The 26,466-nt window shown below is 60.2% G+C and carries 28 protein-coding genes; 18 read left to right on the top strand and 10 right to left on the bottom strand.

Going from position 1 to position 26,466, the window contains the following annotated elements:
• Positions 1–42: 42 nt before the first annotated feature.
• From U1707_RS18480 to U1707_RS18470, 3 genes are all read left to right on the top strand, one after another.
• Positions 43–1,014 carry a caspase family protein gene (locus U1707_RS18480; RefSeq protein WP_332801529.1) on the top strand — a complete coding sequence of 324 codons (972 nt, stop codon included), beginning with the start codon at positions 43–45 and terminating at the stop codon, positions 1,012–1,014.
• A gap of 86 nt (positions 1,015–1,100) precedes the next feature.
• Positions 1,101–1,436, top strand: a complete 336-nt coding sequence (locus U1707_RS18475; RefSeq protein WP_332801528.1) for an excalibur calcium-binding domain-containing protein — start codon at positions 1,101–1,103, stop codon at positions 1,434–1,436.
• Positions 1,433–1,909, top strand: a complete 477-nt coding sequence (locus tag U1707_RS18470; RefSeq protein WP_332801527.1) for a hypothetical protein — start codon at positions 1,433–1,435, stop codon at positions 1,907–1,909. The genes U1707_RS18475 and U1707_RS18470 overlap by 4 nt, the downstream gene beginning before the upstream one ends.
• Before the next feature lie 19 nt (positions 1,910–1,928).
• On the opposite strand, the gene U1707_RS18465 is transcribed toward U1707_RS18470, so the two are convergent.
• Together U1707_RS18465 and U1707_RS18460 are read right to left on the bottom strand one after the other, a co-directional pair.
• Positions 1,929–2,204, bottom strand: a complete 276-nt coding sequence (locus U1707_RS18465; protein WP_332801526.1) for a hypothetical protein — start codon at positions 2,202–2,204, stop codon at positions 1,929–1,931.
• Between the two features lie 382 nt (positions 2,205–2,586).
• Positions 2,587–2,997, bottom strand: coding sequence for a TIR domain-containing protein (locus U1707_RS18460; protein WP_332801525.1), 411 nt, complete (start codon positions 2,995–2,997; stop codon positions 2,587–2,589).
• Positions 2,998–3,242: 245 nt separating this feature from the next.
• Here U1707_RS18460 and U1707_RS18455 point away from each other — a divergent pair, with 245 nt between their 5' ends.
• From U1707_RS18455 to U1707_RS18445, 3 genes are all read left to right on the top strand, one after another.
• Positions 3,243–3,791, top strand: a complete 549-nt coding sequence (locus U1707_RS18455; RefSeq protein WP_332801524.1) for a hypothetical protein — start codon at positions 3,243–3,245, stop codon at positions 3,789–3,791.
• A 450-nt stretch (positions 3,792–4,241) separates the two neighbouring features.
• Positions 4,242–5,357, top strand: a complete 1,116-nt coding sequence (locus tag U1707_RS18450; protein ID WP_332801523.1) for a Fic family protein — start codon at positions 4,242–4,244, stop codon at positions 5,355–5,357.
• Between the two features lie 261 nt (positions 5,358–5,618).
• Positions 5,619–5,900, top strand: a complete 282-nt coding sequence (locus U1707_RS18445) for an excalibur calcium-binding domain-containing protein (RefSeq protein ID WP_332801522.1) — start codon at positions 5,619–5,621, stop codon at positions 5,898–5,900.
• A 149-nt stretch (positions 5,901–6,049) separates the two neighbouring features.
• Here U1707_RS18445 and U1707_RS18440 read toward each other — a convergent pair whose 3' ends face one another.
• From U1707_RS18440 to U1707_RS18430, 3 genes are all read right to left on the bottom strand, one after another.
• On the bottom strand, positions 6,050–6,301 hold the full coding sequence (locus U1707_RS18440) for a M48 family metallopeptidase (RefSeq protein ID WP_332801521.1): 252 nt from the start codon (positions 6,299–6,301) through the stop codon (positions 6,050–6,052).
• A gap of 27 nt (positions 6,302–6,328) precedes the next feature.
• On the bottom strand, positions 6,329–7,138 hold the full coding sequence (locus U1707_RS18435) for a DNA/RNA non-specific endonuclease (RefSeq protein WP_332801520.1): 810 nt from the start codon (positions 7,136–7,138) through the stop codon (positions 6,329–6,331).
• A gap of 254 nt (positions 7,139–7,392) precedes the next feature.
• The gene (locus U1707_RS18430; protein WP_332801519.1) at positions 7,393–7,758 is read right to left on the bottom strand and encodes a hypothetical protein; all 366 of its coding nucleotides are present in this window, start codon (positions 7,756–7,758) and stop codon (positions 7,393–7,395) included.
• Positions 7,759–8,472: 714 nt separating this feature from the next.
• Here U1707_RS18430 and hxsB point away from each other — a divergent pair.
• From hxsB to U1707_RS18395, 8 genes are all read left to right on the top strand, one after another.
• A complete protein-coding gene (gene hxsB / locus U1707_RS18425; RefSeq protein WP_332801518.1) occupies positions 8,473–9,885 on the top strand; it encodes a His-Xaa-Ser system radical SAM maturase HxsB in 1,413 nt (470 codons plus the stop codon).
• A complete protein-coding gene (hxsC, locus tag U1707_RS18420; protein WP_332801517.1) occupies positions 9,882–10,964 on the top strand; it encodes a His-Xaa-Ser system radical SAM maturase HxsC in 1,083 nt (360 codons plus the stop codon). The genes hxsB and hxsC overlap by 4 nt, the downstream gene beginning before the upstream one ends.
• The gene (locus U1707_RS19085; RefSeq protein WP_443025733.1) at positions 10,961–11,593 is read left to right on the top strand and encodes a peptidoglycan-binding protein; all 633 of its coding nucleotides are present in this window, start codon (positions 10,961–10,963) and stop codon (positions 11,591–11,593) included. Before hxsC ends, U1707_RS19085 begins: the two co-directional genes overlap by 4 nt.
• Positions 11,594–12,293: 700 nt before the next feature.
• Complete coding sequence (locus U1707_RS18415; RefSeq protein WP_332801516.1) at positions 12,294–13,214, top strand: OmpA family protein; 921 nt, start codon at positions 12,294–12,296, stop codon at positions 13,212–13,214.
• 43 nt (positions 13,215–13,257) lie between these two features.
• Complete coding sequence (locus U1707_RS18410; RefSeq protein WP_332801515.1) at positions 13,258–14,526, top strand: hypothetical protein; 1,269 nt, start codon at positions 13,258–13,260, stop codon at positions 14,524–14,526.
• A 197-nt stretch (positions 14,527–14,723) separates the two neighbouring features.
• A complete protein-coding gene (locus U1707_RS18405; protein WP_332801514.1) occupies positions 14,724–15,809 on the top strand; it encodes a hypothetical protein in 1,086 nt (361 codons plus the stop codon).
• Positions 15,810–15,837: 28 nt separating this feature from the next.
• The gene (locus U1707_RS18400) at positions 15,838–16,473 is read left to right on the top strand and encodes a hypothetical protein (protein ID WP_332801513.1); all 636 of its coding nucleotides are present in this window, start codon (positions 15,838–15,840) and stop codon (positions 16,471–16,473) included.
• 259 nt (positions 16,474–16,732) lie between these two features.
• Positions 16,733–17,230, top strand: a complete 498-nt coding sequence (locus U1707_RS18395; RefSeq protein ID WP_332801512.1) for a hypothetical protein — start codon at positions 16,733–16,735, stop codon at positions 17,228–17,230.
• 800 nt (positions 17,231–18,030) lie between these two features.
• Here the strand turns inward: U1707_RS18395 and U1707_RS18390 are convergent.
• From U1707_RS18390 to U1707_RS18375, 4 genes are all read right to left on the bottom strand, one after another.
• Positions 18,031–19,686 (bottom strand): type IV secretory system conjugative DNA transfer family protein, encoded by a 1,656-nt coding sequence (locus U1707_RS18390; RefSeq protein ID WP_332801511.1) that lies wholly within the window; start codon positions 19,684–19,686, stop codon positions 18,031–18,033.
• A 2-nt stretch (positions 19,687–19,688) separates the two neighbouring features.
• Positions 19,689–19,865: a hypothetical protein gene (locus U1707_RS18385; protein WP_332801510.1), complete on the bottom strand. Its 177-nt coding sequence runs from the start codon at positions 19,863–19,865 to the stop codon at positions 19,689–19,691.
• A gap of 301 nt (positions 19,866–20,166) precedes the next feature.
• Entirely contained in the window at positions 20,167–20,394 is a 228-nt protein-coding gene (locus U1707_RS18380) for a conjugal transfer protein TraD (RefSeq protein WP_332801509.1), read from the bottom strand.
• A gap of 16 nt (positions 20,395–20,410) precedes the next feature.
• On the bottom strand, positions 20,411–20,761 hold the full coding sequence (locus tag U1707_RS18375) for a conjugal transfer protein TraD (protein ID WP_332801508.1): 351 nt from the start codon (positions 20,759–20,761) through the stop codon (positions 20,411–20,413).
• A 151-nt stretch (positions 20,762–20,912) separates the two neighbouring features.
• On the opposite strand from U1707_RS18375, the gene traA reads away from it, so the two are divergent.
• From traA to U1707_RS18355, 4 genes are all read left to right on the top strand, one after another.
• The gene (traA, locus tag U1707_RS18370) at positions 20,913–23,798 is read left to right on the top strand and encodes a Ti-type conjugative transfer relaxase TraA (RefSeq protein ID WP_332801507.1); all 2,886 of its coding nucleotides are present in this window, start codon (positions 20,913–20,915) and stop codon (positions 23,796–23,798) included.
• A gap of 9 nt (positions 23,799–23,807) precedes the next feature.
• Positions 23,808–23,936 (top strand): hypothetical protein, encoded by a 129-nt coding sequence (locus U1707_RS18365; protein WP_332801506.1) that lies wholly within the window; start codon positions 23,808–23,810, stop codon positions 23,934–23,936.
• A gap of 174 nt (positions 23,937–24,110) precedes the next feature.
• A complete protein-coding gene (locus U1707_RS18360; RefSeq protein ID WP_332801505.1) occupies positions 24,111–24,695 on the top strand; it encodes a recombinase family protein in 585 nt (194 codons plus the stop codon).
• A 406-nt stretch (positions 24,696–25,101) separates the two neighbouring features.
• On the top strand, positions 25,102–25,602 hold the full coding sequence (locus U1707_RS18355) for a Ros/MucR family transcriptional regulator (RefSeq protein ID WP_332801504.1): 501 nt from the start codon (positions 25,102–25,104) through the stop codon (positions 25,600–25,602).
• 47 nt (positions 25,603–25,649) lie between these two features.
• Here U1707_RS18355 and U1707_RS18350 read toward each other — a convergent pair whose 3' ends face one another.
• Positions 25,650–25,790 (bottom strand): hypothetical protein, encoded by a 141-nt coding sequence (locus tag U1707_RS18350; RefSeq protein ID WP_332801503.1) that lies wholly within the window; start codon positions 25,788–25,790, stop codon positions 25,650–25,652.
• Positions 25,791–26,466 lie beyond the last annotated feature (676 nt).

Here is a 26,466-nt window from a genome sequence, read left to right as displayed (position 1 = left end):
AATGGCACCTGCCCTTAGCATCCGACCGGCGGCTGTCTGATCATGCGCCGCGCGCTTCTCGTGGGCATCGACCGCTATTGCACCGCGCCCCAGCTCTTCTGCTGCGTTTCCGACGCAGAGGCGCTCGAACCCGTCCTTTCTCGCAACCACGACCTCTCCCGAAACTACACATGCGAGTTGCTCACGAGCGAGAAGGACGGCGCCATCGAGGCAGCGGTCCTGCGGCGGGCGTTGGAGAGGCTGTTCGACAACCCCGACGCCGACGTGCTGTTCTATTTCTCGGGCCATGGTGCCGCCAACTCATTCGGCGGGCACCTGATGATGCACGGGAGCAACCGCGACGATCCGGGCTTCCCGATGAGGGAGCTCGTCGATCGTGCCAACACGTTCGCCCGTGAGTGCCGGCGGAACGTGCTCATCATACTGGATTGCTGCTACGCGGGTGCGGCCGGGAGCGATGACGAGGTGATCGGCAACCTCGACAACGACGCCCGCCTGAATGAGGGAGTAACGATCCTTGCAGCGGCGCGGCACCGCCAGAAGGCTGTGGAAGCTGGCAGCCACGGGGCGTTTACGCGGCTGGTGCTGGGTGCGCTCGAGGGAGGGGCGGCGGACGTGCGCGGTCGGGTCTCGGCCGCGTCGATCTACGCCTACGCTGAGGGGGTTCTGGGCGCGCTGGATCAGCGCCCGATTTATAAGTCGCACGCCGCGTCCCTCGAGCCCGTCCGTCTTTGCGATCCAGCCGTGCCGGACGACATCCTCAGGCAGCTCCCCGTGCTCTTCCCAGATCCGCATGACGATCATCGGTTGGCACCCACCTACGAATGGACCAATGCAAGCGCCATCCCGGAGCATGTCTTGCTATTCAAGACTTTCAAGCGATTGCAGGTCGCGCAGCTCCTCCGCTGCTTGACGGGGGTGGACATGTTCGACACCGCCATAGCGTCCGAGACCGTGATGCTGACGCCGCTCGGCAGGTTCTACTGGGAGTTGGCGCGGGCCGAGAAGTTCTAGCTCGGCGGCAGCCACCGGCCTGGTACGTCGTGGTTGACGCGGTTCTACTTGGTGCCATGTTAGCCATTCACGGCCGGGGGGCAAGCATGCAGGGTTTCTTCGATTTAGTGGCGGTTGCCGCGATCACCAGCCTTCTCGGCTTCGCGGCGGCGCGCACGTACGCGCACGGTGGCGGCATTAATACGCAGGGATGCCATAACGATCGCAAGGGTGGCATGGGCTACCACTGCTACAGGTCTGAACCGGGGTCGACTCCCGGCTCGGGCCGCCCAGCCCCGCTCGGCCTGCTCGCCCGGTCCGCAGGTGGAGGCCCGTTCCGCAACTGCGCGGCGGCTCGGGCCGCGAGCGCCGCCCTGGTCCGCGGCGATGCCGGCTACGGAAGACATCTGGACCGGGATGGCGACGGGGTAGGTTGCGAGTGAGGTCGCTCGGCTGCCTCGGCGCGCTGCTCCTAACCGCGCAGGCGGCGCCTCCGTCCGGGGTGGTCCTAGGCGATATCGAGGTCCGCCTGTTTTATAAGGAGACTGGGCGACTGTCTGAGGACATCCTCTCCCGGAAGCGCGACTTCGTGTTCCACAACACCATCATTGGCGAGGGCGACGCCGTTGAGGCCGCCGATGACCTGTTGGTCTCGGTCGTGCTCAGCTCGGGCAAGTTCGGGAAGCCGGAAGACAACCAGAAGGGTGTTCAGAGTCCGGTGGAGCTCGTCGCCCGCGGTGCGAACGGCAAGCTTCTCGGCCGCCGGGTCCATCCCTCCGTGCTGACGTCCTTCGGTGGCACAGAGACCAAGACACTCTGGTTGAACGACGTCACGTGCTCTGGCGAAATCACGATAACGGCTACGTTTGCCGGGCAGACCAAGTCGACTCGCTTCGTAATGGGTTGCGGGGAGTAGGACGAGGGGTTGGCGACGCTCAGCGTCCGGTCAATGCCGCGATTACGGCCGGCAGATAGCGCCTGACCTGCTCCCTGTCGCTCTCCTGCTCATCCGGGCTGAGCTCGTCGTATGGGGTGTCGATCTGCCTCGTCCACTGCGAAACGAGTTCCGCCGGGACTACCATTGATCCGTCGGCCCGCAGATCGGCCTTTGAGTGCATATAGTGCTGCCAGTGCGCCCAGCGCTCGTGCTCTATGCTCGCTAGGGCCTCGAGCGCGGCCTCCAGCCGTTCCGTCACGTCCTGCTCGTTCACGTCGTTTTCCTTCTACCCTTCGCAAAACTAACACACCTACGGCGGTTGATGGGTCCTGTGGTGAGTTCCCGAGCCCACCGCAGACGCCCGTACCGATCGACCTCTCAACGCTCGACCAACAATGGCCAGATTGGCGTGTCGCGCAGTATGCCTCCGCGCCACGCAGATTTTCATGGGGAAGGCACGGGGCTATCGAACGCAAGGAAGTTGCCAATGCAAGCATGAAAGGACATACCATCGGCCAAAGTTGGGTCGATACTACGCACCATCCTAACCGCCTTGTAAGACTGCCGGGCCCTATATTATTAGGATAAACCTGTTGCTTGATGAAACAACACGCTGCCTGGGCAAAAACGCACAGGCATCGTAAGACCAAAATAGACTACTTGTTCTTGCCCTCACCCATCATTTGGGTAACCGCTGCAGCTACTCCGTCCCAGGTCCACGCAATCGTCCGATTACGTGCTAGTCCTGTGGGTAGGTTACTGGTTGTGACCGCGCCATCAACGTAGACACCAAAGATTGGAACATCTTTCTTAGCTGCCATGGCAATCTCTTTGGCTACTCCAGTTGCGCTTGCCATTGTCTTTCCCACTAGGACTATTAGCATATTGCACTTGCCAATTTTAGCCAGCATCTGGGTTTCCCACTGAGTCTGCGGGAGCGCGGACTTGGACGACCAATCTTCGATATTAAACGGGGTTTTAGAATTTTTTGATTGACCGACAAACAGCATTCGCGAGGTCTCGTTGTGATCGAAGTCGAAGCTGATAAACGCCCGCGGATTGGCCAAGTCGTGTCTCCCGTTGATAAGCTGACGGTTTACGGTAGGTGAGCCAGCAGGGCAATCGAGTTCCATCCTTCAGCTATGCCGTCGGCCACCCTTGGATTGCGTGGCATTCTAATTACAAACTACCGATGCGGATACGCGCGTCTGGCGCTCGGTGAGCACATTTAGGCCAATTTCTACGTTAGAATTCCTTGATCGTCCGTAATGAGGCTGGACGGAAGCGCTAGGCTAGAACAATAGGCGAGCGAATGAGAGTACCTGTCTTCGTCAGTCGGCCCACGCCACATCTCAGCACTCAGAAAGAGTTCGTCGACCAGTTTCTTGACGAACTTCGCAGGCGCGGTTTTGAACCGCTAACGCTCGGACCTGGGAGCAGCTATGACTACGGAGCGCCTCTGATAGGCATCCGGCGCATCTTGACGCATTGCTGCGGCCTCGTCTCGATAGCTTTTAGGCGTACTTACGCGCCGACCATTACGAAATATTCGGGGGCGAATTTAGAGCATATATCGGAGGCAAGTGATGAAGAAGTGTGGTTCACGAGCCCATACTGTCAAATTGAACCTGCCATGGCTTTTCAAATTGGACTGCCAATTCTGATACTTAGGGAGGAAGGTGTTCTTGCTGAGGGAGTGTTGGAGAAGGGCATAACGGGTCTCTACCTTCCCGAGTTTACTACTGCTGAAGGCAGTTCCTTCATATCGGGCGTGGAGTGTCGTGGCCTGCTCGATCAATGGGGTGGTTACGTCCGCACTGTTTACAACCGGCGCGGCGAGCCACCAAATCTCTACGAGTAGCCTCGTCATCATTGAATGAAAGCGTGCCTCCCTTGCTCTTTGCCGTCGCACGTAAGCTATATCTACTGGGTCGATGATCGCCCCCGTTTGCCGAGAGAGTTGCACTACTTCGGGAGACTGCGGCGCAGCGTCGACGGCTTTACCCGATCTGCGGTGTGATCTCCTCCACGGTGTAAGGGGGCTCCGATTGCAACGTTTTGTTGCGTAGAGCGGTTAGGTGTCTTGTAGGCAAGCTGTGGCACCGTAGGACGGTGAATGTGCAGCCGCTTGCGGGGAGGCTGCCGAGGGAGCTAAATTTTGCCCTCTGGGTCGTGGCAGGCAGGGCAGTGACTTGTTGGAAGCCACGCGCTTTGGAACCTATCTTCGGCACGGTTATCAACGATCGATGCCGGACTTCCATAAACCACTTTATCGCTTTAAATTGATCGATAGAAAGGCGCCTCATCGATCATGAAATGGAACTGGCAGCTCGCGGACTGGACTGAATTTGCCTTCGACCGGGTGCGGCTGGTCGACGCCGAAGCGCGCTTCCTGAAGGGCGCCGGGGTCGTTGTTGGATCGATGGATCATCTCGACGGCGATACACGTCAGGGGCTCGTCATTGAGCTGATCTCGCAGGAGACGATCGATAGCTCGGCAATTGAGGGCGAGTTGCTCGATCGCGTCAGCGTCCAGTCCTCCATCGCGCGCCAGCTTGGCTTTGCGACTGATAAACACCGGTCAAGTCCGGCAGAAGCCGGAGCGGCCGAGCTGATGGCAGACCTCTACCGCCGCTATGCCGAGCCGCTTACCGATCAGACCCTATTCGATTGGCACGCAATGCTTATGAACGGCCGGCGAGATGTAGCAGAAGTGGGCGCATATCGCACTCATGCAGATTCCATGCAGATCGTGTCCGGGACGCTTCATGCACCTCGCGTCCACTTCGAGGCACCGCCGTCCGATTGCGTACCCGCCGAGATGGCGCGGTTCGTTGCCTGGTTCAATGACAGCTCCCCCAGTGGCAACCTGCCCGTGTCAGCCATCACGCGTGCGGCGATCGCGCACCTGTGGTTTGAAACCATTCACCCGTTCGAAGATGGCAACGGGCGTCTGGGCCGCGCCATTGCGGAGAAGGCGCTGGCGCAAAGCGTGGAGGCGCCGACGCTGACCGCACTGGCCGCGACCATAAATCGGCAGAAAAAGGCGTATTATGCGGAATTGCACCGCGCTAGCCAGACGAACCAGATCGATGCTTGGATGGGCTGGTTTGTCGACGTAGTGCTAGCGGCGCAGGCGCGCACGATTGATCGCATCCGGTTCCTGATCAACAAGACGCGACTGCTCGACCGCTTGCGCGACCAGATCAACGTGCGGCAGGAGAAGGCGCTGATCCGAATGATGGCGGAAGGACCTGACGGCTTCACTGGTGGTTTGAGCGCCAATAATTACCGGACGATTACCGACGCCACGTCTGCAACAACGACCCGCGATCTTGCCGAGTTAGTGGAACTCGGCGCGCTGACGCGCACCGGCGAACGCCGTTATGCGCGCTACCATCTAGTGATCGCGACCAACTCGTACTGACGATATGCAATCAAACGCACCTCAGTTCGACGTTCTATGGCCTGCATGGGATCGTTTGAGTTGGGGTGGTGTCTGCAGGGAGCAGTTGCCTGACGAGATGACGAAAACGCGGATTGTGGGAACGGTCTGAGCGTAGGAACTGAGGGCTACGTAAGGACCACAATTCTGCAAAATTTCCCTTGGGCCTGAAGGACGGCGCTTCACGCTAGACGGCGTGCCTTAGGGGAGGCAGATTAACCCGAACAAATAGGGAGAATCTGAATGCTGCTTCTGTCCATGTTGCTGGCGGCTGCGCCTATCGCTGCTCCAAACCCGCAAGCGACTGACAACCCTTTTGCTGAGAATGCGCAGACCAAGCCGGCAAGCCGCCGGCGCATGTCGGTGAAGCGGGCGGCTAGTCCCACGTCCTCCAAGTCGAGCGGCAGTGTTTATTATGCGAACTGCTCGGCTGCTCGAGCAGCTGGCGCGGCACCTGTGATGCGAGGCGCGCCTGGCTACAGCCGCAAGCTCGACCGCGACAATGACGGAGTGGGCTGCGAATAGTTGTACAACCGCCAACCGGAGCTGCACTGGCCGACGTGGATCCCGATGGAGGCAACTGCCTCTGCGGTGCAGCACTGCTGGCGATTACACCAAGCGCTAAAATAGTCGTACATGCGGTTCCTTGCTGATTCTGGGCGGTAGACCGTCAGTTAGGCGAACGGGTTAGCGATCTGATCGACCGACGCGGTCTGCGTGGCCGCGAACTGCTGAGGTGGCTTTCCAGTTTCAAGCTCGGTCACGAGGTCGTCGGCCAGTTGCTTCAATGCGCGGGCCCGCTCAAGCCCGGTAGGGTCGCGACTGATTTCGACTGAGCCAGAAATGACGACCTTGGTCGTGCTATTTTCGATGGCGAGATCTCCAATCGAGGCGGCAGCTTCATTGTCGGCGAATGGCTTGATCATCTGCGAGCTCCTTTAAGTGGTCTTGGGTCAGTCGAAAGCGGGAAACGCCGGTACCTTCGCTTTGGCTGCAGCATCTAATTTGGGGAAAGGGTCGATTCCGGTAAGGGTGGCAAGAGTGGCGATCGATACTACCTCCCATTTTGCGGTCGGATCGTTACTGGCGATCCAGGCACCTGCACCCTGACCCGGCACATAGATCGCTTTCCAAACATGGCTTGGCGCCAGCACATGCCCGTTCAGGCGATGCAGAGCATCTCCGGTGAAAGCTGGGCCGGTCACGACATAGGTGTCACCCAGCTTAGCCGTCAGGTCGCGGACATAGCCTTCCAGATCTGCCCAGCCGTTTCGATTAAGCGGGCCATTCTGCGGCACGATGTTCGCGAGGCTGAAGCTCTCATAATCGTCCTGTGGATCCCCCATGTCGCCCGAAGGTGCCATGTGGCCACGGTCGAAGCCGGAACCGCGGTAGTCGCTGAGCTCGCCACGTTCCGCCGGTGGTAATTGCTTTTCGGGATGGAACCGGTTGTCACGCGTATCGAGCGCCCGCGCAGCTTCGATCGACGTACGGGTCAGGTGCTCCGCCACGTAGAGCGGAGTCCGAGTGATGCCCGAGTGTAGGACGGCAAAGGCACGGAAGCAGAGGGCGCGTGTGCTAGCCTTGAGCTTGGGGTTGACCAGTGCCGGTGCGGTATTGCCTGCGTAGAACCCGGCACAGCTGCGGGCTACCGGTAGTGCGGTCTCGACGGAGCAGGCCGAGGTGGAAATCTGCAGGGTCGCGAACATCGCTAGCGCGGCGCGAGCGGCTCTCAGCCCTGCCTTGGAGTTGGTGACATACATGCGGTGCTGGTCGCCCGCCGTCCGTGCGCCTGTCAAGCTGAGCACACGATCGCCACCGGCTATAGCAGGGGACTGTGGGGCCTGCTGTACTGCCCCAACGGATTTACCAATTAAAATTCCGCAGGCCACCTGACGAGTGCCTGAGTTGGGAAGGTATAAGATTTTAACAGTCTCTAGATGAACCGTGAAGCCGGAGTGGAAGCTAGGCGTACACCTCCGAGCCTCTGGATCAACTTGGCAGACGACGCCTTGCATCAAGCCGCGGCCGTCGTGTTTTCCTCTTCCCCGACCGGGTCGGACTGCTCGACTGGCTCTTCAGTAGGCGTGGTAATCTGCGGGGTGATCTCCGGCTTAACCTCGTGCCTTCCGTTTACTTTGCCCTGCAACGCCGAGAGGCGCATGTCTGCTGAATCGGTATCCAGCCCGGCAGCGATGGCTGCCTTCAGATACCGTCCGGCCGCCGCTTCGGTGTCGAACCAAGCCACCTCCTTCTCTGCGCCGACTGGCTCTCCGTCCCCAAGTGTAAAGCTTGCTTCCGTGTCAAAACCGCCGCACTCGTCGAGCTTACGCCAGCTGAAGGATCGCGAAACGAAGTCGTAGCAGTTCTGGCTGTAAATCATCTCGCCAGCGAGCTCTTCCTTCGCCGCGATGGATACCTTGGAAGCGCCCCGACGAACGCCCGTTAGACTGAGAGGTTCGGGTGGCGAAGGTGCTTGCGCTGACACTGCGGATACTAAAGCCGCTTGGGCATTTCCGACATCCTCGGCAACCATCGCTGGTGGGGCCGAGCCGCTAGTCGAGGATGAGCATTTCGCAACTGCAATCACCAGTCCAGTCACCGCCACAAGGATCAGCCAGCCATTATTCCCTGACTTTTTCCCGGTAATCGTGGGCGCAGGCGTAGCGCCTGTCCGATTAGTTGAAATCCCGACGGGCCTGCGTTCGACCAAGACGTCCCCCTTTTAACTCTTCCGTTAGCTTAGTCATGTCAATTCAATCGGCAATCTAAAATCTATGATAGACAATAGAGGTTGCTGTTGAACGATTCCCGGCTTAGCATTTTCGGACGTAGCTGAACGGGGGGACGGCGTGGGGGTGCTGGAAGTTTTCGTTAGGGTGGCGATGCGCGATGCTCCGTACTCCGTCGAAGCCGCGAAGCGCATGTCGATGGTTTCCGATAGCTTTCGGGCGCACGGTGATGGAGATCGGGTCAGAATATCGAGTGATCGTAGCGAGGCGGAGGCGGAACATTGTTGGCGCGTGATGCTACTTAACGAGCGTCTAGTAGCAGAAGCGAAGGCGGGCCGCGACGGCGTCCTTGCGTCGCTCGTCGCTTGAACTTCTCGCCGTTCCGCCTTCGACCGGTGGGTCGCGAAGGCACCCTCGCAGTCAGTGACGCCGGACGGTTTTTTCTTGGATCGCCAAAATTTTTAGGACGGCTGTTCGATGAACAGATATCCGATTGCGACCGTGTCTTTCTGCGATCGGGTGGCTTCCTCATCGAAGACGATGACGTTCTTGCCAAGGCTGCGCACGTACGCGGCGTGGCAGATCGCATCGCGCCCGTCGGAGTACTGGATTATCTCATCCTCGTCCCGACTCTTCGATGCAATCTGTCATGCAGCTACTGTCAGGTGTCGCGCGTCGCCGAGGCTCGCACCGGCTTCGATTGGAGTGAGGAAACGCTCGCCGCGGTTCTGACATTGATTGATCAGCTCGATACGCCGCGACTAAAGATCGAGTTTCAAGGCGGCGAGCCCACACTGAGGCCGGATTTGATCCGCGCGGTCATGGACCGCTGCGGGCGTTTTGAACACGTCGAATTCGTGGTATGCACCAACCTCCAAAACATCGATGACGAGATACTAGCTATCCTGGACCGTCCGGACGTGTTCATCAGTACTTCGCTTGACGGAGATGCGGCCACCCACTCGCGCAACCGCACGGGCAAGTCTGATATCACGGACGCCTTCTTTGCAAATCTGCGCATGCTGGCGGACCGTCACGGGCCCCGCAAGGTCTCCGCTCTTCCGACGATCGATCCCACGTCGCCCCCTGAAATCGACGGTCTCATCGACGCATACGTCACCTTGGGGCTGGACAGCATCTTTTTGCGGCCAATCAATTATCAAGGCTTCGCGCGGAAACGACACTCTGCCTCGCGCGAACAAGATGACGGCTGGCGTAGCTATTACGAACGCTTTGTCTGGCGAATGATCGAGCGCAATTGGTCGGACCGTGGCCGTGTGCTGGAAGAGACTTATCTTAGCATAGCGCTTCGACGCATCTTTCAGCCGGGACTTGAGCGACATGTCGATTTGCGCAATCCCAATCCGATGGGGGTCGATTACATCGTCGTAGATTACGATGGCACCGTGTACCCAACGGACGAGGCTCGCATGCTTGCACGCTCGGGCGTTGTGAATTTGGCGATCGGCAGCGTGACGGAAGGATGGAACGGTCCTTCGCGCGATCTCCTCAACACAGGTGTAACAAACCAGTTTGACCCAGACTGCCGGCGCTGTGCCTTCCAGCCGTTCTGCGGGCGCGATGTGGTGGACGATCTTGCGCGCTACGGTAGAACCGACATGCCGAGGCGCGACACCGACTTCTGTCGCAGGCACCTCCATCTCTTCGATTTCGCTTTTGAACTGATTTATTCGGACGACGAGGCGGTACGGCATTCCCTGGCGCGATGGCTTCGGATCCCAGGCATGCCTTCGGCCTTCGGAGAGCGTCTGGCGTGATAGAGCTTATCCGCTTTGCAACCGCCGACGCAGAGACGCCATACGTGACGCGACTTTGCAGCACGGCGAGTGCGTTCGACAGCAACAACGCCGTTCTAATCGAGGGAGATTCCTCAGGAGGAGTATTCAGCGGTCCGTTTGGCATGATCGCGATCGAAGGTATTTCCCCCGACCAACTGGATGGGGAGGTAGTGTTGGTTGATCCGGCACGCCACCGCGTCGAACGTCTGCTTCGAGCTGAATCAACAACAAATACGCTGCTCGTCACCGAGCGCTGCGACCAATTATGCGTCATGTGCTCGCAACCACCAAAGAAAACGCATGTCGACCGTTTCGATCTGTTGGAGGAGGCATGTACGCTGGCGCCGGAAGGCATGCTCATCGGCGTATCGGGAGGTGAGCCTACGCTTTACAAGGACAGGCTTCTGACCTTGATGGAGAGGACGCTTTCCATTCGTCCCGATCTCAGCTTCCATGTCCTTACGAATGCGCAGCATTTTACAGAGGCCGACGTGCAGCGGCTTGGATCAGCAGAGTACCGGCGTGTGAGTTGGGGTATCCCTATCTACGCTGCGGAACCCGTTCTTCATGACGTGTTAGTTGGGAAGGAAGGGGCGTTCGCACAGCTCGAATGTGGACTTGCCCATCTCGCCATGGCCGGCGCGCGGATTGAACTGAGAACGGTCGTGATGAACGACAACGTCGATGCCCTTCCGGTGCTCGCCAGCTACGTGTCATCGAGGCTACGCTTCGTCGAAGCATGGTCGATCATGCAGCTGGAGCATGTAGGCTTCGCAAAAAACAGGTGGCCTGCCCTATTCTTCGACCACAGCCGGCGGTTCGCCCCGATAGCGGCAGCGCTCGACCAGGCGCTGCTACATGGCGTTCAAGCGCAGCTGTTCAACTTTCCTCGCTGCACTGTGCCTCCCGCCTACCGCGACTTGGCAATCGCTTCGATTTCCGATTGGAAACGCAAGTTCACGCCTGCTTGCGACAATTGTAGGGAACAGGCGAAATGCTCAGGGTTCTTTGAATGGCATCCTGACGAGGAGGCGAGCATGAGCGTGAGGCCGCTATGAAAAGGACGAAGTTTTTAGTGTCTAGCCTGCTCGCCGCAGGATTTTCTGGCCATCAGGACGCGCTGGCGCAGGCATTCTCGAAAGCTACAACGAGGGCGATTGATGATCCGCAAGGGGGCGCACTTCTGCGTCGCTTCTCCCAGGATCACGTCATCACGCTCGCTCAACATCGCAGCCACTCAAGTCATTCGAGCCACCGGTCAGGCAGCGGGGGCGGCGGTCACTATAGCCATACTAGTCATCGCTCCTCATCGGGTGGAGGGTATAGTCCGAGCTACGATAGCACGCCTACCTATTCGGCTCCGTATGTAGCCCCCAGTCCCACTCCCTCGGCACCTCCACCACCGCCGCGGTCGGTACAGCCGCTTTTTACCACGGAAGCTCGAGCAGCGGCGCCACCCTCTGATGGGCTCCCTGTACTTTCAGGGAGAACCAAGCGCTTCGCGTCCATCGTTCGACGTGTCCAGATCGCGCTAATGGCGCAGGATCTCTACTCTGGAGCGGTGGATGGCGTGGTAGGGCCAGCACTCCGCTCAGCCCTGCGCAAATTTCAGAAAGCTCGTGGCCTCGACGTGACCGGGACCATCACGCCACCGACTCTCGATGCGCTCATGGTGTCCAGCGGCTAAGGCAAGTCAGCCTTAGACTGGCGAGCCAGCTCGGGTGCTCTGGAAGGTAATCGGCTAAGACATGCGTGGTGATCAAATCCGTGCAGGTTTCGAACAAATCGGAATTCGGAAACCCGATCGGCGTCCGGTGTGGGGCGGCGAACAAGCTGTGCCAGTAACCGCCGGTGTGTCCCGCCCGCCACCGCGTCAACGTCATGGAACTGCTCGCCGCCGACATGATGCCCCGATAATCGTTCGGCGTCGCGGTTGGATGCTACGATAACTGGAAAGATGTAGGTTTAAGGGGCGGCGGCGATGCTTATGCATGCGAGCCTTACCGGAAGCTAAATTTGTAAGTCGTTATGATTGCATCGAGAATGGACCAAATCGCCCGTGAGCGTCGATTTGAAGTTATGGTTTGCAGCGATGAAAAGTTCTCGCAAGCCATTCACATCGGTCCATTACGCTTACGGCGTGATAAACAAATAATTCAGTATCTCCGACTATTTCAGCGGGCGAAGGTCATCACTTTGGAGGCCGAACGTTGCGCTGGACAATCCGACCGCGACGAAGCAGGTTCGGCGCCTACAAGGGGGAACTGGTGAAGGCTATTGGATCGGGGACCAAAACTTTGGTCCGGGGAAAGGCGCGTCTGCTTGGTGCAGTGGCTTGCACTCTCTTGCCTTTTTTGCTCACCCCTTCACCAGCATACGCCCAAGCGATGACCCAAGTACGTTCGGTACCGGTCGACTGCCGAGATCTGAAGGCGCCTTCGAACGTCGGCGACATGCAGTCGTGGCAGGCGTTCGTGCGGATGGAGCATTGCGACAGGATCAAGCGCTTAGTCAGGCTGTCTGCTGCTCTTCCAACAAACCAGCAGCCTTTGTTCTACGAGGGTGTCGTACCTGCGGACCGATTGCCGGGTGAGTTCGGGGTGGATGTACCGGTGCTGCGCGTCGTATTTCCGGATCACGTATTCTTCGACACGGCACAGAGCCGCCTACGATCCGGAGCGGCACCGCTTGTAGCGATCGTTGCGGAGAGCCTCAGGCGTGAACCGCCCGACGTAGCGCTCTTTGTTGCGGGCCATGCGGACAAGCGAGGAGATCCCGTATACAACGAGGCGCTGTCGATCGACCGTGCAAACATCTTGGCGGAAGCGATTTTCGAGCAGGGTGTCGCGTACAGTTCAATCTGGCGGATCGGCTTCGGCGAGGACATGCCGCTTGTGCCGGGTGACGACGAGACCGCCTACGATCAAAATCGTCGGATCGAGTTCCTGTTCGCCTCCAAACCCGAAGCCGTTGGTGTGTGGATGGCTGATCAACAGCTTTCGGAACTGTGCCAGGCTCGTTCGAAGAGCGAGGCAGAGCAGTGCAAGGCAAAGCTGGACCTCAAGCGTAACTACGAGGCCGTGGAAATCGTCCGACGTCCGCGGACACGGATCGATCCAGTGCGCGACCGGGCGAGGAACGTGATTCCAAGCGGAGGACGGCGCGGTGGCATCGCCCCATCAGGAGCGGTCGTAGCCGCAGTCAGGCCGAATGGCAGCGGCGCAGTCAGCGTCATGCCAACAGGATCGAGGAGGATCAGGATCGATCCCGTTCTCAGGCGAGCGACGCCGGTACGGGTCGACCTTTGACCCGCGAAACGAACGAAGTGATTAAAATGGGGGAAGAGAAGACGTGCCGATTAAGACGTATCTAGACCTGGATCTTGCGACGACGGGCTTGCTTGCCACCGACCTCTTTGCTCGAGCCGAGCGTGAGAGCGAGGGCCGCGGCATCAGTCTAACGGGAGATGGGCAATCCGGCGCGATGAGCGCCAATCTGACACCCGAGATGAACGCCTGGCTTTCCACCCATGTCGCAAGATTCAGGGCGAACGCGCTCAATCACGTGCTCGGCGCTGCCAAGCGCGTGCGTCTCCAGGGGGGTGCCGAAGGGTTCGTCGAGGACTTCGAGCGCGACTTGATCAGCCGTGATCGTGCGGTCCGCAAGGCTCAGGAGACTGCAACCTTCTACGAGAAGCAGCGCGGCAGGTTGGATCGGCTGGATGTCGCGGAGACGGAATATCTCCGCCTCCGTACCGAGCTCGGCGGCAGAGACGCTCAGGTGCCCTCCAAGCTCCTGGTGTACGGCATCCCCGCGGTTATCATGATTCCAGAGTTCTTCATGAACTACAGCAGCTTCTTCAAGCTGTCGAACGTGCCGGCAATCGCAGCCGGACTGTCCCTCGTGGTAGCATTGGCGGTGGCCGTGTCGTCGTACATGACCGGCATGTTCCTCAAGGCCTACCAGTTCTACATGCGGCCCGACGATGAAGAGCAACGATCGAAGGGCATCAGGCTGATGGCCATTGCGATGGCCCTGCTGCTGATTTCGATGACCGCCGTGGGCTATGCCCGCTACTCGACGGTGCTGTCGCAGATCGAGGCGGCGCTGGTGCTCGGGATGACGCCGCCAAACGTCATTGCTCAGACTGCGGGTCTGCTTGCCGGTAACCTGATCGTCTTCGCGGTAGGAGCCGCATTCACCTACCTGCAACATGACGAGAACCCGGATTACGCACACAAGGCGGAAAAGTACCTGCGCCTCAAGGCGGAGATGGAGGCGCTGTACGCCAAGCAGCTCGGCGCCAAGCTCGCGGACATTGATCGTAATCACAAGCGTCGCACGGAAGAATTGAGCCGCAGGTCCAACCAGATGCGTTCGCAGCCCGACAACGTGGAGATCCTGCATGACGCGGGTCAGATCTCGAGCAAAGATGCCGAAGTCGTTGGCCTGCTGAGGGCATATCAGAACCATCTGGTCGACAGGATCTGCAACCGAGACCCCGACTTCCGTTTCACTGGACCCGCTGGCGAGAGGCACGCAGGCGCCATGGTCGAAACCATCACGCCCAATGACTTCGCAGCCCGCTCCATCCATCTCTACCGGAGCGTGCAGCTGTGATCGTGGCGTCATCATACCGGTCGCTACTGACCGGCGCAGCTTCTATCGCCGCCTTGCTGCTGGCCGCATGTGACGGTGGATCAAGCACTGCACCCATGAAGACAGGCGGTTCGACTATTCGAGCCGAGGCTGCGTGCGATCTCAAGGGAGCGCAAGCGCCTCTCCGCCGGACCCTGATCCTCGTTGACGCAAAGTCGTTGAAGAAGGCCGCCGACGCCGTCGGATTCGCGGAGACCAATAAGGGGTTCCGCGACCTGATCCTGTCGATTGCCGATCCGGCGGTGGCGCTCCCAGCCGGTGCCAGCGCCGCACGCGAGCAGATCACGATAGCAGTCGTACCGGCGGATGGTTCGGCAGCGCAGACGACATTCGTCGGGTGCATTCCCGGCTTGTCGTCGCAGGAAATGGCGGACGCCCAGAAAAGAGAAGGCGGCATCGCGAGCGTGTTCTCGTCGGGCACGGCACGCGAACTCGAAGACCAGGCCTCGAATTTTCGTACGCAACTGATCGGTGGCATGGTTGCCGCTGGAGCCTTAGCGGCGGATACTTCTGGAGCGCAGAGCGGCACCGTCGACGCGGCACCGTTCTTAGCAGGGTTGCGTGCGTCAAAGGGTCTGTTCGAGGGCGATGATCGCGTCCAACGTCTGGTGCTGGTTTCCGACCTGAGCGGGCTCGAGCTACCCGCCGGCGACGCAGCCGCCGTTCGCAAGGTCGGTGTGGAAGCCGGACGCAAGGCTGCTGGCGACCTCCCACAGGTGGACGTCCACGTCGTTCTACCGGTCGGCAAGAGCGCTGCGGGCAAGGACTTCTTCGAAAGCTACTGGCTGGCGCAGGGTGGTAGGCTGCTTTCGTACGGCCCAGGCAAGATCGGCAACACGTCGCCGGCACCGGTGCGGCTACGGCGGTTCTCTGCCAAGGCCGCGTATCCGTCGGGCGACGAGCTCGCGGACATTCGCATTGGCGACGACGGCAAAGGCAAGCTCACGGCCTCGTGGCTGACGCTGCTTGGCACGCCCTCGTTTGCCATTCCAATGACGGGCAGCATCTCCTGCTCAGGCGAGGATTGCGAGATTCGTTCGGATCGTGGCGGCTTCGCGCAAGCTTGGAGCCCGCAGCCAGGGGGCGAACCGGAGTTTGGAAACGAGATGCCATTCGGGGGGATGCGAAACTTCGCCTTCAAAGTAACAGGAGACAAGTTGAGCGGAGAGGCCACGGACGAGAGCGTCTACATCGGCGCCGACAAGGGCCGTCAAGGTATAGCGGTCACGGGCAAGGCCAAGTGATCGAACTAGAACGAATAAGGGGGATATGATGAAAAGTAGATCAGTGACGCTTCTGTTGGCCATGACTTTGCCATTCTGCAACATGGTTACCGGAATAGCTCATGCGGAAAAGATTAAGTATGCCAAAACCGAGGTGGAGAAGGCAAAGGGTAAATGCGTTGGCTCTGTGCTGGGTGGCGCGTTGCTTGGCGCTTTGGTCGGTAGGGCGACCGGTAAAGGTGGGGTAGCTGCCGGTGCGGCGATTGGCGCCGCTGCGGGAGTTGGCGTCTGCGCAATAATTCTCGCGAATGCGAAGAGGGCGGACAAGATCATCGCGGCACAAATCGCGTCAGCGAACTATCAAGACACGACGTATCGTACTACTTTTTCCGCCGACGACGGTACGAGCGCAACGACGTTCGAGGGGCGTGCCGGTGCGAGTGAAAGCATCGACGCCGTACGTCTTCAGCCTGTTCAATACATGTCTTTGGATGGAGCAAAGATAGAGTCTCCTGTCCTCGCTGGAGGGGGGCAGGATTGCCGCCCCATCAGCGGATCCATCGCAGGTGCCAATGACGTGCGGGCAGCACTGCCGACCCAATACGTCTGCCGGACTCCTGATGGCGATTATAAGCCCTATGGATTGCAGATGGCGGACAGTGGAAAGAAAAAGATGGCCGCATGAGAAGCATGGCGGAGATCTTTAGATATCTCCGCCATGCCCGACTGGTGGGCTATAACCTAGTTTGTCCCCAGGGCGCTGGCACCAAGCGGGCACCACGTGCAGTTTGACTGACGAACGGCGCTAGTCGTCGTTTACAGGGGAATGACGTAAGATTCATCCAATCCTGACGAAGTTCATTTGGTGAGACTTGACGAGGATCGCACTTCCGGTGACCGGACCCAAGCGTATGGCGACATAGCCAACGCCTATAGGGGGTTACATGAATTTCATAAAGTTGGCCGTGCTAAGCGCGGTAATTTCCGCTATGCCGGTTTCGGGTGTTCAGGCCAAAGGCCTTGGTGGCGAAGCGCTTGGAACCCGCGCCCAAGGCGAGTGGGGCGGCGAGCTTGGCATCGGATATAATGCTCAGCTTGGTCCGATTGCGGTTCGGCCTATCGGGGGTATTTTCGTTCACAAGGGCGATAATGACCGGTATTACAACGACACGTTCTCGAACGGGCAAAGCCGATGCCGGGATGGCCAAACAGGCCAGTTCGCATCTGACAGCAAGTGCACGAATATCGGTGTCGATTGGTACGCAAAGGCTGAACTGGCCTATGTCGCTACCAGCGGCTTCGAGCTTGGTGGCGGTGCGCGTTTCTCTGCGGAAAAAGTCCGTCCATATGGCATGGCAGCATTCCGCTTGAACCCAACGCTAAAACTGAAAGGCAGCGGCGGACCACATTACTACTCGCTCGGTGTGTCAGCAGGATTCTAATCCGGCAGTCGCGCGTCATCGATCGTCCCTCGCGTAGGCAGCGACGATTTATCGAGCGGGCATGTAATAAACATCGTCACGTTCGAATGGTCGGTATAATAGACGATTGATAATCTGGTCGATGCGCGCGACATATGCCTCTTTGTGGCTTGCTAACAGAAAGTTATCATTTAAAGGTGACATAAATCTATTTGAGTTTAGCTTAGATCTGCGGAGCTAACGTCATGCGTATGCCATTATATAGTTACTCTCAGATTCCACGCTTTTGCTGAGAATGAAAAAGCCTGCTTGTGAATTATCATGACCTGAAATTCCAGCAACCGGGCGGTTATTAGTATCATGCCATCTTGGCAGGGATAGTTCTCGATGATGAGTGTGAGGAGGCGCCGAACTCGGTCGCGAGCCGAAGATTTTAAAATCTGTCAATTATCTCCGGGTATTCCGAAATCCGGTCACTCCTACTCCCTGCTTCCATGCGGTCAGTCTTTTGTCGAGGGTAGCGGTTTGGTCGACTAGTTTAGCGCTTGATCAGCCAATCGGCTCTTCCCGATAAATGTCCTTTCACAACTCCTGTGACTGTTTGCCCTCATCTATGTCGTAGAGACAGCTGCGCCAGCGGCCGAAGCGGTCGTCCAACCAAATGAACGAATGGGCGAAGTTAAGAAGGGAGGAAGGGTGCTCGAATGTCTGGTTGTGGGTCATCAGCGCTTTGCGGCATCAAACAGGCAAAGAAGACGGTGTAAGCGGAAGGCAAGCAAAGCCGGACCGAACCTAGGAGCTGCTTTAAAACCGAGCGTAATTCACGCCGGATCGAACCGCCCGGCGAATTCCCGATCCGCATAGTAGCGAAGTTTGGTGGCGATGACGGGCCGCTGACCGGCAAGAAACAGTAGCTGGCGGTCAGGGCTAAGCGTGCGAACCTCGTCAGGGGTCAGCAGCGGCCGGCCGACATGCTGCTGACCGAAGGTTATCCCGGTCCCCTCGGCGTCGAGTGCCCGGCTCATCGTTTCGAACACGACCGTCTCCTGGCCAAGCAGGTCGGAGACGAGCTGGGCACTCTGCTGATCGTTGACGCCGAACACCTGCAGGACGCCCGCGTTGGACAGGAAGGTGCCGGCACGCTGGCCGTACAGCGCACGCAACTGGTGGATGTCCTGCACGATCGGCCAGAGCTGGATCCCATAGCCTGCCATCAGCCCCATCGCGCGCTCGACGGGCTCGAGGTGGCCAAGTGCTGCGAACTCGTCGAGCAGGAACAGTACAGGCCAGACCGGCCGTCCCGGCGCCCGCGCCAGCTCGGTCAGCGCCTGGGCCACCATCAGGCGAAGCCAACGGGCATAGGTGTCGAGCCGGTCGGGTGGCAGAACGAGAAAAATGCTCGCCGGTCGTTCCTTCAGGTCCGCAAAGCGGAAGTCCGAATGCCCGAGTGTTGCCGTCATGCGGGGCGAGTCTAGGAAGTGGGTATGACGCTGCGCCGACGACAGTACGCCCGCGGCTTCGCGACCGGACTTGCCGAGGTGGCGATTGGCAGCGCGCGCAACCAGGCCGCCCTGGCCTTGCATCCGTTCGAGCAGGGCAAGGAAGGCGGCCGGCGCCAACGTCAGATGCTCGCGCAACGTGGCAAGGGTGCGGGCGGAAGCGGGCTCACTCGCCACGATGTGCATCAGCAGGCCTGCGATCAGTGCCTTGGCCTCCTCGTTCCAGTGCGCCTCAGTCTGCTGATTGTGCGCATCGTGAACCAGCGCGTCGGCGAGCGTCATGCAGTCGTCGGCAACATCGAGGCCGGTCGGATCGATGCGATCGAGCGGGTTGAACGCGGCCGGCACCAGGCCGGTGATGCCGAACGGGTCGAGAATTTGGACGGGCCCGAAGCCCCTGCGCTGACGCGCGGCGATGCGGGCATTCTCACCCTTGGGATCGATGCAGACGCAGGCGAAGGGATAGTCAAGCAGGTTGGGAATGATGGTGCCGACACCCTTGCCGCTGCGCGTCGGCGCAATCGTCAGCAGATGGGCGGGACCCGGGTAGCGCAGCAGCTTGCCGGACTTTCGGTCGCGGCCGATCAGCAGACCGGCATCGCCCATCAGATCGCGCGCCTCGACGTCGGTCGCAAAGCGGGCGGAGCCATGGGTGTCGTCAGCGTCTGCGCCACCATAACGAAGGATCAGGGGCTGGAAGAGCGCGCGTAGCGGTACGACCAGAATGGCGAGCCAGATCAGCACCTGTACGATCGCGACGAGCGTCGGATAGCGGGCCAGGCCGAAATACCAGATCAACCCGTCCGTGCCGAGGATCAGGACGATCGCCACGGCCAGCATAAGCACCACGACGCCGAGCAGATGGCGAGCGAAGCGGAAAGGGGCAAACACCAGGCTCTGGATGGCCCAGACGTGGTTCTGCCGCGCTATGAGAGCGAGGTTGCGGAAGGCCCGGGCGAGCTGGCGAAACCACGCCATCGTCACGCCGCTTGGAACAGGGTGAGGCGGACGATCCCGGGTAGGGCAGTGATTTCCGCCTCGATCGCCGCCACCTCTTCCATGCGGTCGCTGGGCCAGTCTCGCGAGATGCTGACGCTGCCCGCGTCGGTTTCGATGTCGATGAGCCGGGTCTGCGGTAGCAGGTCGAACAGGTGCACCAGCCTGTCGTGCAGATCGGGTGTTATGCAGCGGCTTCCCGGTCCCACCATCTGAAGCTGCCAGGAATGGGATGCGGCCACAGGAATTGCTGTCATTGCACTGTCTCCGGATGGGGGAGGGAAGCCGTTCGCAGGTGCATGCCATAACGTGGCCCGGGCCACGCTATGGTGGCCATTCTGACCAGGCTGCGGGCGGCAAATGCTGAGGACACGCAGCGTCATCGCGGACGCCAGTTCTGCGCCAAAGATGTTCCTATCAAGCCGGCGATCCAGCAAGCGCGAGACGCGTTGCCCTTGTTCATCACGGGACCGTCTCCGGTGATGTAGCTTCCGTCTCGAATGCCCGCTTCCCGCGCCGCTTCCACAACGCGAGTGTGTTGCCGGTATCGTCGGCACGGGCGCGACCGACCAGCTCCAGCAGCGCACCGTAGATAGTCGCGCGATCGTCGTCGGTGAGGTCGACCAGTCCGGCCTTCTGAACGAGGCCGCCCAGTTCGATCAGGTGGCGGGTGCGTTCGCGGCGTTGCACGACCCAGCCCCGTGTATCAGTTCGACGCCGCGCCGCTTCCAGACGCAGGACCAGGGCCCTGTTGCGCCGCTCCGCCGTCGCTATGGCCGTCAGGCTTCGCCTCACCCCTTGGCGCGTCGTCTGAAACGATCTTGCGGCTTCGTCGCTGAAAGAAGGCAGCGCCGCTTGCGCGCCACGCCTCCTTCTGATCAGCATTATCTGTTGCAACCGCAGCAAGGAGCACGCCTGCAAGGGTCTCAGGCTCGAGTCCTTGAGCACCCGTTGCGACGACCAGCTCACCAAGCTGTTGGATCTTCTTTGCTTTGAGGTCTCGTGCGCGATCGTTCAGCGCTTTGAGTTCGGCGTCATAGTTCCGGACTTTACGCATCGTGTGTGTTCCTGCATGGCTCATCACGAAAGCCGACTATGCCCTTTACGCGTTACAGCCTCAAGTCATGAGCGACCAAACGAAGTGGTCGTGAGTGCGCGCTTATACGTCGTTGCCGACGTTCGCTCAGAAGTGTAGAAGACGCGGCGTCATGGCGATCTACCATTTCTCCGCCAAGGTCATCAGCCGCGCGAAGGGATCGAGCGCCGTTGCTGCGGCTGCCTATCGCTCTGCTTCAGAACTGTTCGATAACCGTCTGGAACGGCATCACAACTTCACGAACAAAAGCGGCGTTGTTCACTCCGAAGTGATGTTGCCGGAAGGCGCACCCGAGCGGTTGCAGGATCGCACGACGCTGTGGAACGAGGTGGAGGCGACTGAGAAGCGCAAGGACGCGCAGCTCGCCCGCGAAATCGAGTTCTCGATCCCGCGCGAGATGACCCGCGAGCAGGGCGTTTCGCTAGCGCGCGATTTTGTCGCGGAGCAGTTCGTGAAGCGCGGCATGATCGCGGATCTCAATGTACACTGGGACAAGGCCGAGGACGGCAGCCCGAAGCCGCACGCCCATGTCATGCTGGCGATGCGCGAAGTGGGGCCTGACGGCTTTGGCCAGAAGGAGCGCGACTGGAATCGGAATGATCTGCTGCAGCACTGGCGGGAGGCGTGGGGTGCGCACGTCAACGAGCGGCTGGCGGAGCTTGGGATCGATGCGCGGATCGACCATCGCTCCTATGCCGAACAGGGCATAAAGCTCGAGCCGCAACACAAGATCGGGCCGGCTGCATCGCGGCGACCGGGGCAGGGGCTCGAAGCCGAACGGCTCGAAGATCACGACCGCATCGCGCGCGAGAATGGCGAGCGCATCATCGCCGACCCGAATATCGCGCTCGATGCGATCACGCGCACGCAGGCGACGTTTACCAACCGTGACCTCGCCCTGTTCGCATTCCGGCATTCGGATGGGAAGGATCAGTATGACCAGGTGATGGCGGCTGCAAAGACGTCGCCAGACCTCGTCGCGTTGGGCAAGGACGGGCGTGGTAACGAGCGGTTCACCAGCCGTGAAATGATCGCGACCGAGGCGCGGTTGGAGCGGGCATCCGACAGGCTTGCCGGGACCAAGGATCACTTCGTTGCCGCAACTCGCGTTCAGCGCGCGCTGGACGCGGCGCAGGGCAGGGGGCTTACCCTGTCCGACGAGCAGCGGGACGCGCTCCGGCGGATTACCGAACGCGAAGGTCTCGCCTCCGTCGTCGGCTATGCCGGGAGCGGCAAGTCGGCGATGCTGGGCGTTGCGCGCGAGGCGTGGGAGGATGCCGGCTACACGGTGCGCGGTGCCGCACTGTCCGGGATCGCGGCGGAGAATTTGGAGAGCGGTTCCGGTTTCGCGTCGCGCACCATCGCGAGCCTCGAATATGCATGGGGCAGGGACCGTGAACAGCTTGGACCCCGCGACGTGCTGGTGGTGGACGAGGCCGGCATGATCGGTACGCGGCAGATGGAGCGCTTGCTGTCTGCTGCGGATCAGGCCGGTGCCAAGGTGGTGTTGGTGGGGGATCCCGAGCAGCTGCAGGCGATCGAGGCGGGCGCGGCATTCCGGTCGATCAGCGAGCGTCATGGGGCTGCCGAGATCACTGAGATCCGTCGGCAGCGGGCGGCGTGGCAGCGCGACGCGACCCGGTGGCTTGCGACCGGTAGGACATCCGAGGCGATCGGCGCGTACCGCGAGCACGGCATGGTGCACGCGGCGGAGACGCGCGAGGCGGCGCGGGCAAATCTGGTCGAGGGCTGGGATCGGCAGCGCCAAGCAGAGCCGGATTCGACGCGTATGATCCTTACCCATACCAACGCCGAGGTGCTCGCGCTCAATGGCGAAGCCCGCGAGCGGTTGCGCGCAACTGGCGACCTTGGCGACGATGTCGTCGTGCAGGCGGAGCGCGGCGAACGGCAGTTCGCGACCGGCGACCGGATCATGTTTCTCCGCAATGACAGCGGGCTGGGGGTGAAGAACGGTACCCTGGGCATGATCGAGCAGGTATCGGCCGAGCGGATGGGTGTGCGCCTTGATGACGGGCGTGAGGTCGGGTTCGACCTGAAGGACTATGCCCATGTCGATCATGGCTATGCCGCTACCATCCACAAATCGCAGGGCGTGACGGTCGACCGCGTCGACGTGCTCGCCACGCCCGGCATGGACCGGCACGCGGCCTATGTTGCCCTGTCGCGGCACCGTGACGGCGTCCAGCTGCATTATGGCCGCGACGACTTCGCGAGCGACGCGAAGCTTGCCGCGGTGCTATCACGCGACCGGTCGAAGGACATGGCGGCCGACTATGCGGCCGAGCCTGACGAGGCGGTTCGTGCTTTTGCAGATAGGCGCGAGATCCGACTGCCGGAGCGGGCGCGGGCGGTGATCGAGAAGGTGGAGGCCAAGGCGCGCTCGATGTTCGCCGGGTTCAGGCCGAAGCCACGGGAGGTGCCTGACCATGTGACCGAAAGCACGAGTCGGCCGGGGGAGGTGAAGGCGATCCAGCGCTATGCGCGTGCCGCGGTCGATATCGCGCGCATGCGTGACAAAGACCTGCCGGTGTTGCCGCATCAGGAAACGGCGCTAGCCCGTGCGGGCGAGGCGCTCGACGGGATGCGCTACCGCGGCAGCAGCGATCTTGCCTCCGCGTTCGCGCGCAATCCGCAGCTGGCCCGGGATGTCGCGGCTGGCGACATGCGAGCCGCGTCACGTGCCCTGGCCGAGGAAGCCCGCGTCAGAGCCGATCCGGCGCTGCGTGCCGATCGGTTCATGGAGCATTGGCGGGTACTGGAGGCCGAACGTGGTGACGCCCGTACAGGCCCCGTCGCGCGGCGCATGGCCGTCATGGTCGACGACCTCCGGCACGACCCCATGCTGCAGGAAGAGCTGGCGCGTCGCGCGCCCGAGCTGGGGATCCGCATCGAGAGGGCGCCGTCGATCGAGCAGGTGCTCGATCGCCAGAGGCAATTGGAGCGCGACCGACAGCAGGATCATGATTTGAGCCGATAGGAGGGGCGGATGGCGAACGGCGAAGACGAGGCGGCACGAGCATTCGAGGACCTTCGCGCCGAGATGTCGTTGATGCGCCGGGCGGTCGAGCGGCTGGCAGCCTATCGTGCCGACCTGCAAACGATCGGGTGGCGGTGATACCTAGGTGTCTTGGAGTGGGTCTTCAGCCCGCTTGCTGTCACGTCTCAAAAACGATCGTTTTTGATGCGCCATCATGTAAGAACCTATAGCAGTCGATGCCCGCGTCTCAAAACACTTTCGCGATTGGATCGCATCATGGTAAGCGTCAGACATGAGTTTTGAGAACGCTTTATGCTAATCGGCTACGCCCGAGTGTCGACCCCGGAACAGGATCTGACCCCGCAACTCGAAGCGCTGCGCAGTGCGGGTTGTGAGCGAATCTTCTCGGATAAGGCCAGCGGTGCGAAAGCCGATCGCGCCGGATTGGCCGACGCGCTCTCCCATGCGCGAACCGGCGACATACTCGTCGTATGGAAGCTCGACCGGCTCGGCCGAACGATGAAAGGGCTGATCGACCTCTCGACCGATCTGGCGGCGAGGGGGATCGGGCTGAAATCAGTTACTGACGGGATCGACACCGAGGGCACGGCGGGCAAGCTCGTTTTCCATATTATGGCGGCGATGGCCGAGATGGAGCGTGACTTGGTACGCGAGCGCACGACGGCTGCGTTGATCGTTGCCCGGCGTCAGGGCCGGGTAGGAGGCCGCAAGACGGTAATGACACCCAAGCGCCTCGAAGCCGCGCGAAACCTGTTAGCCTCTGGAATGACTGCCCGAGAAATTGCCCCGACCATCGGCGTCTCGATTGCGACGCTATACCGCCATTTGCCGGCGCCAGAACAGGAGGCAATTAACGCGGAAGAGAATGTCGCTTAGCAGGATGCCGCCCCAGGCTACGAAAACACCTCAGAGCGTCCGAAAACGCGTTCTGGGCGGGTGCGAACTTGATCGGGTGTGAGAGGTGCCGCCGCTGACGCCGTCTTCGTCATGCGTGCCTCGATGATTAAAAAGGTGACGGTAACTCCGCACCACGCGATTGCACAGCGGAATACCATTCGGGGAAGATCAACAGATATCAGCACCGCGATCGGTCGACTTCCGAAAGGAAATTCCGAAAACGCCCCTTCTGACCGGCAATCTAATGGAATTGCGCTGCTCAAGATAAACTAGGTTGTCGCGCATTGGTACTGGCGAAAAAATCACACGTCGTACGTTATCCAATCGGCTGCTTGTGCAAATACCAACGAGGGCATACTTGCCCGCCAGCCGAATGGAGGCCTTTATGCCCGACGATACCTACCAGCCCAACGCTGTCGAACTCGCTACCGAGTTGACGATTGCGTGGCTCAGCAATCCAAATACCCGCACATCTGCTGATGACGTTCCCGCATTCCTTTCGCAGATGCACACTAGCATTCAGTCGCTTGTTGGTGGCTCGAAGGCATCGGAAACTCCTGCCGAAGAGTCCAAGGAGTATGTCGGCGCAGTCACGGCCCGAAAGTCTCTCGCCAGCCCGGATCACATCATCAGCATGATCGATGGCAAATCATATAAGACGCTGCGCCGTCATCTCGCAACCAACGGCATGACGCCTGCGGAGTATCGCGAGCGCTACAACCTCAAGGCTGACTATCCGATGGTCGCTGCGACATATTCGGAAAGCCGTCGCGCTATGGCTAAAAAGATTGGCCTGGGTCGCAAGTCTGGTCAGACGAACGCCGCCAGAGCAGAGGCTGCAAAGCCGGCGCCGCGCAAGCGCAAGGCAGACGACGTAGCGGAGTAACCTCCCGGCTGGCTTTCAGACATGGAGGCCAGCTATCCCCTTGGCTGCTATTTCTTCCGCTCTCCCTCCGGCACGCCGTTGTAGGGAGTAGCCTTGTTCTCGCTTTGCCTGGCGTCGAAGCTGTTGGGTCGCTTGTGGTCGTTGCAAGCCCCGAGGGTGATCAGCAGGCCCAGCAGCAAAACGCGCATTTGATATTCCAATACAATGGACTGGATCGTTGCCCGACAGGATTAGACGATCAAATGCCCCGCTGCGGGGGAGCAGCGGGGCATTTTAGAAACCAGCGGAGCCAAAGGGGGGCATGCTCGGCCGGTCATGGTAATAACAGTAGAAGCCGACGTCGGTTCCACCCACAGTTACGAAGATGCCCTGCTAATCTATACATCAGCAAGGCATTGCAATCTTTCACCACCATCTCCCCCCAAAGGGGAGGACGCCTCAAGCACATTTGAAAACCGCCTGGTTTGTAGTCCGTTCCCTGCGCCTGACTGCGGAGCAGGCTCATCTGCGCAAGGCGGACGGGGGGCCCAATGACGATCGAATTTTGGGAGTGACTGGGTCAGGAAGTTAGCGTGGTCAGACGGGAAGGCGGGGCAAGGTCTGAGACCAGCGCACGTTTAAACCGAGCCTTATGGGGTGCGGAATACGTCACCAGCGAAAAACGTTTTCAGCCGTACGTGTGCCTTTTGACGTATGTTAGCGAGGCTTATCGTCAAGCGATGGCATTTGCCGCATAGAGTTCAGTATCGCCTCGCTAGCCGCGCCGGCCGATAGCGGTTTGGAGTACAGATACCCTTGCGTGGCCGCACAACCAATGGCGATGAGCGCGTCCGCCTGATCGTTGGTTTCGACGCCCTCGGCGAT

This window comes from Sphingomonas sandaracina (genome assembly GCF_036663695.1).
Lineage (GTDB): Bacteria > Pseudomonadota > Alphaproteobacteria > Sphingomonadales > Sphingomonadaceae > Sphingomonas.
This window is presented reverse-complemented; position numbering and strand designations above follow the sequence as displayed.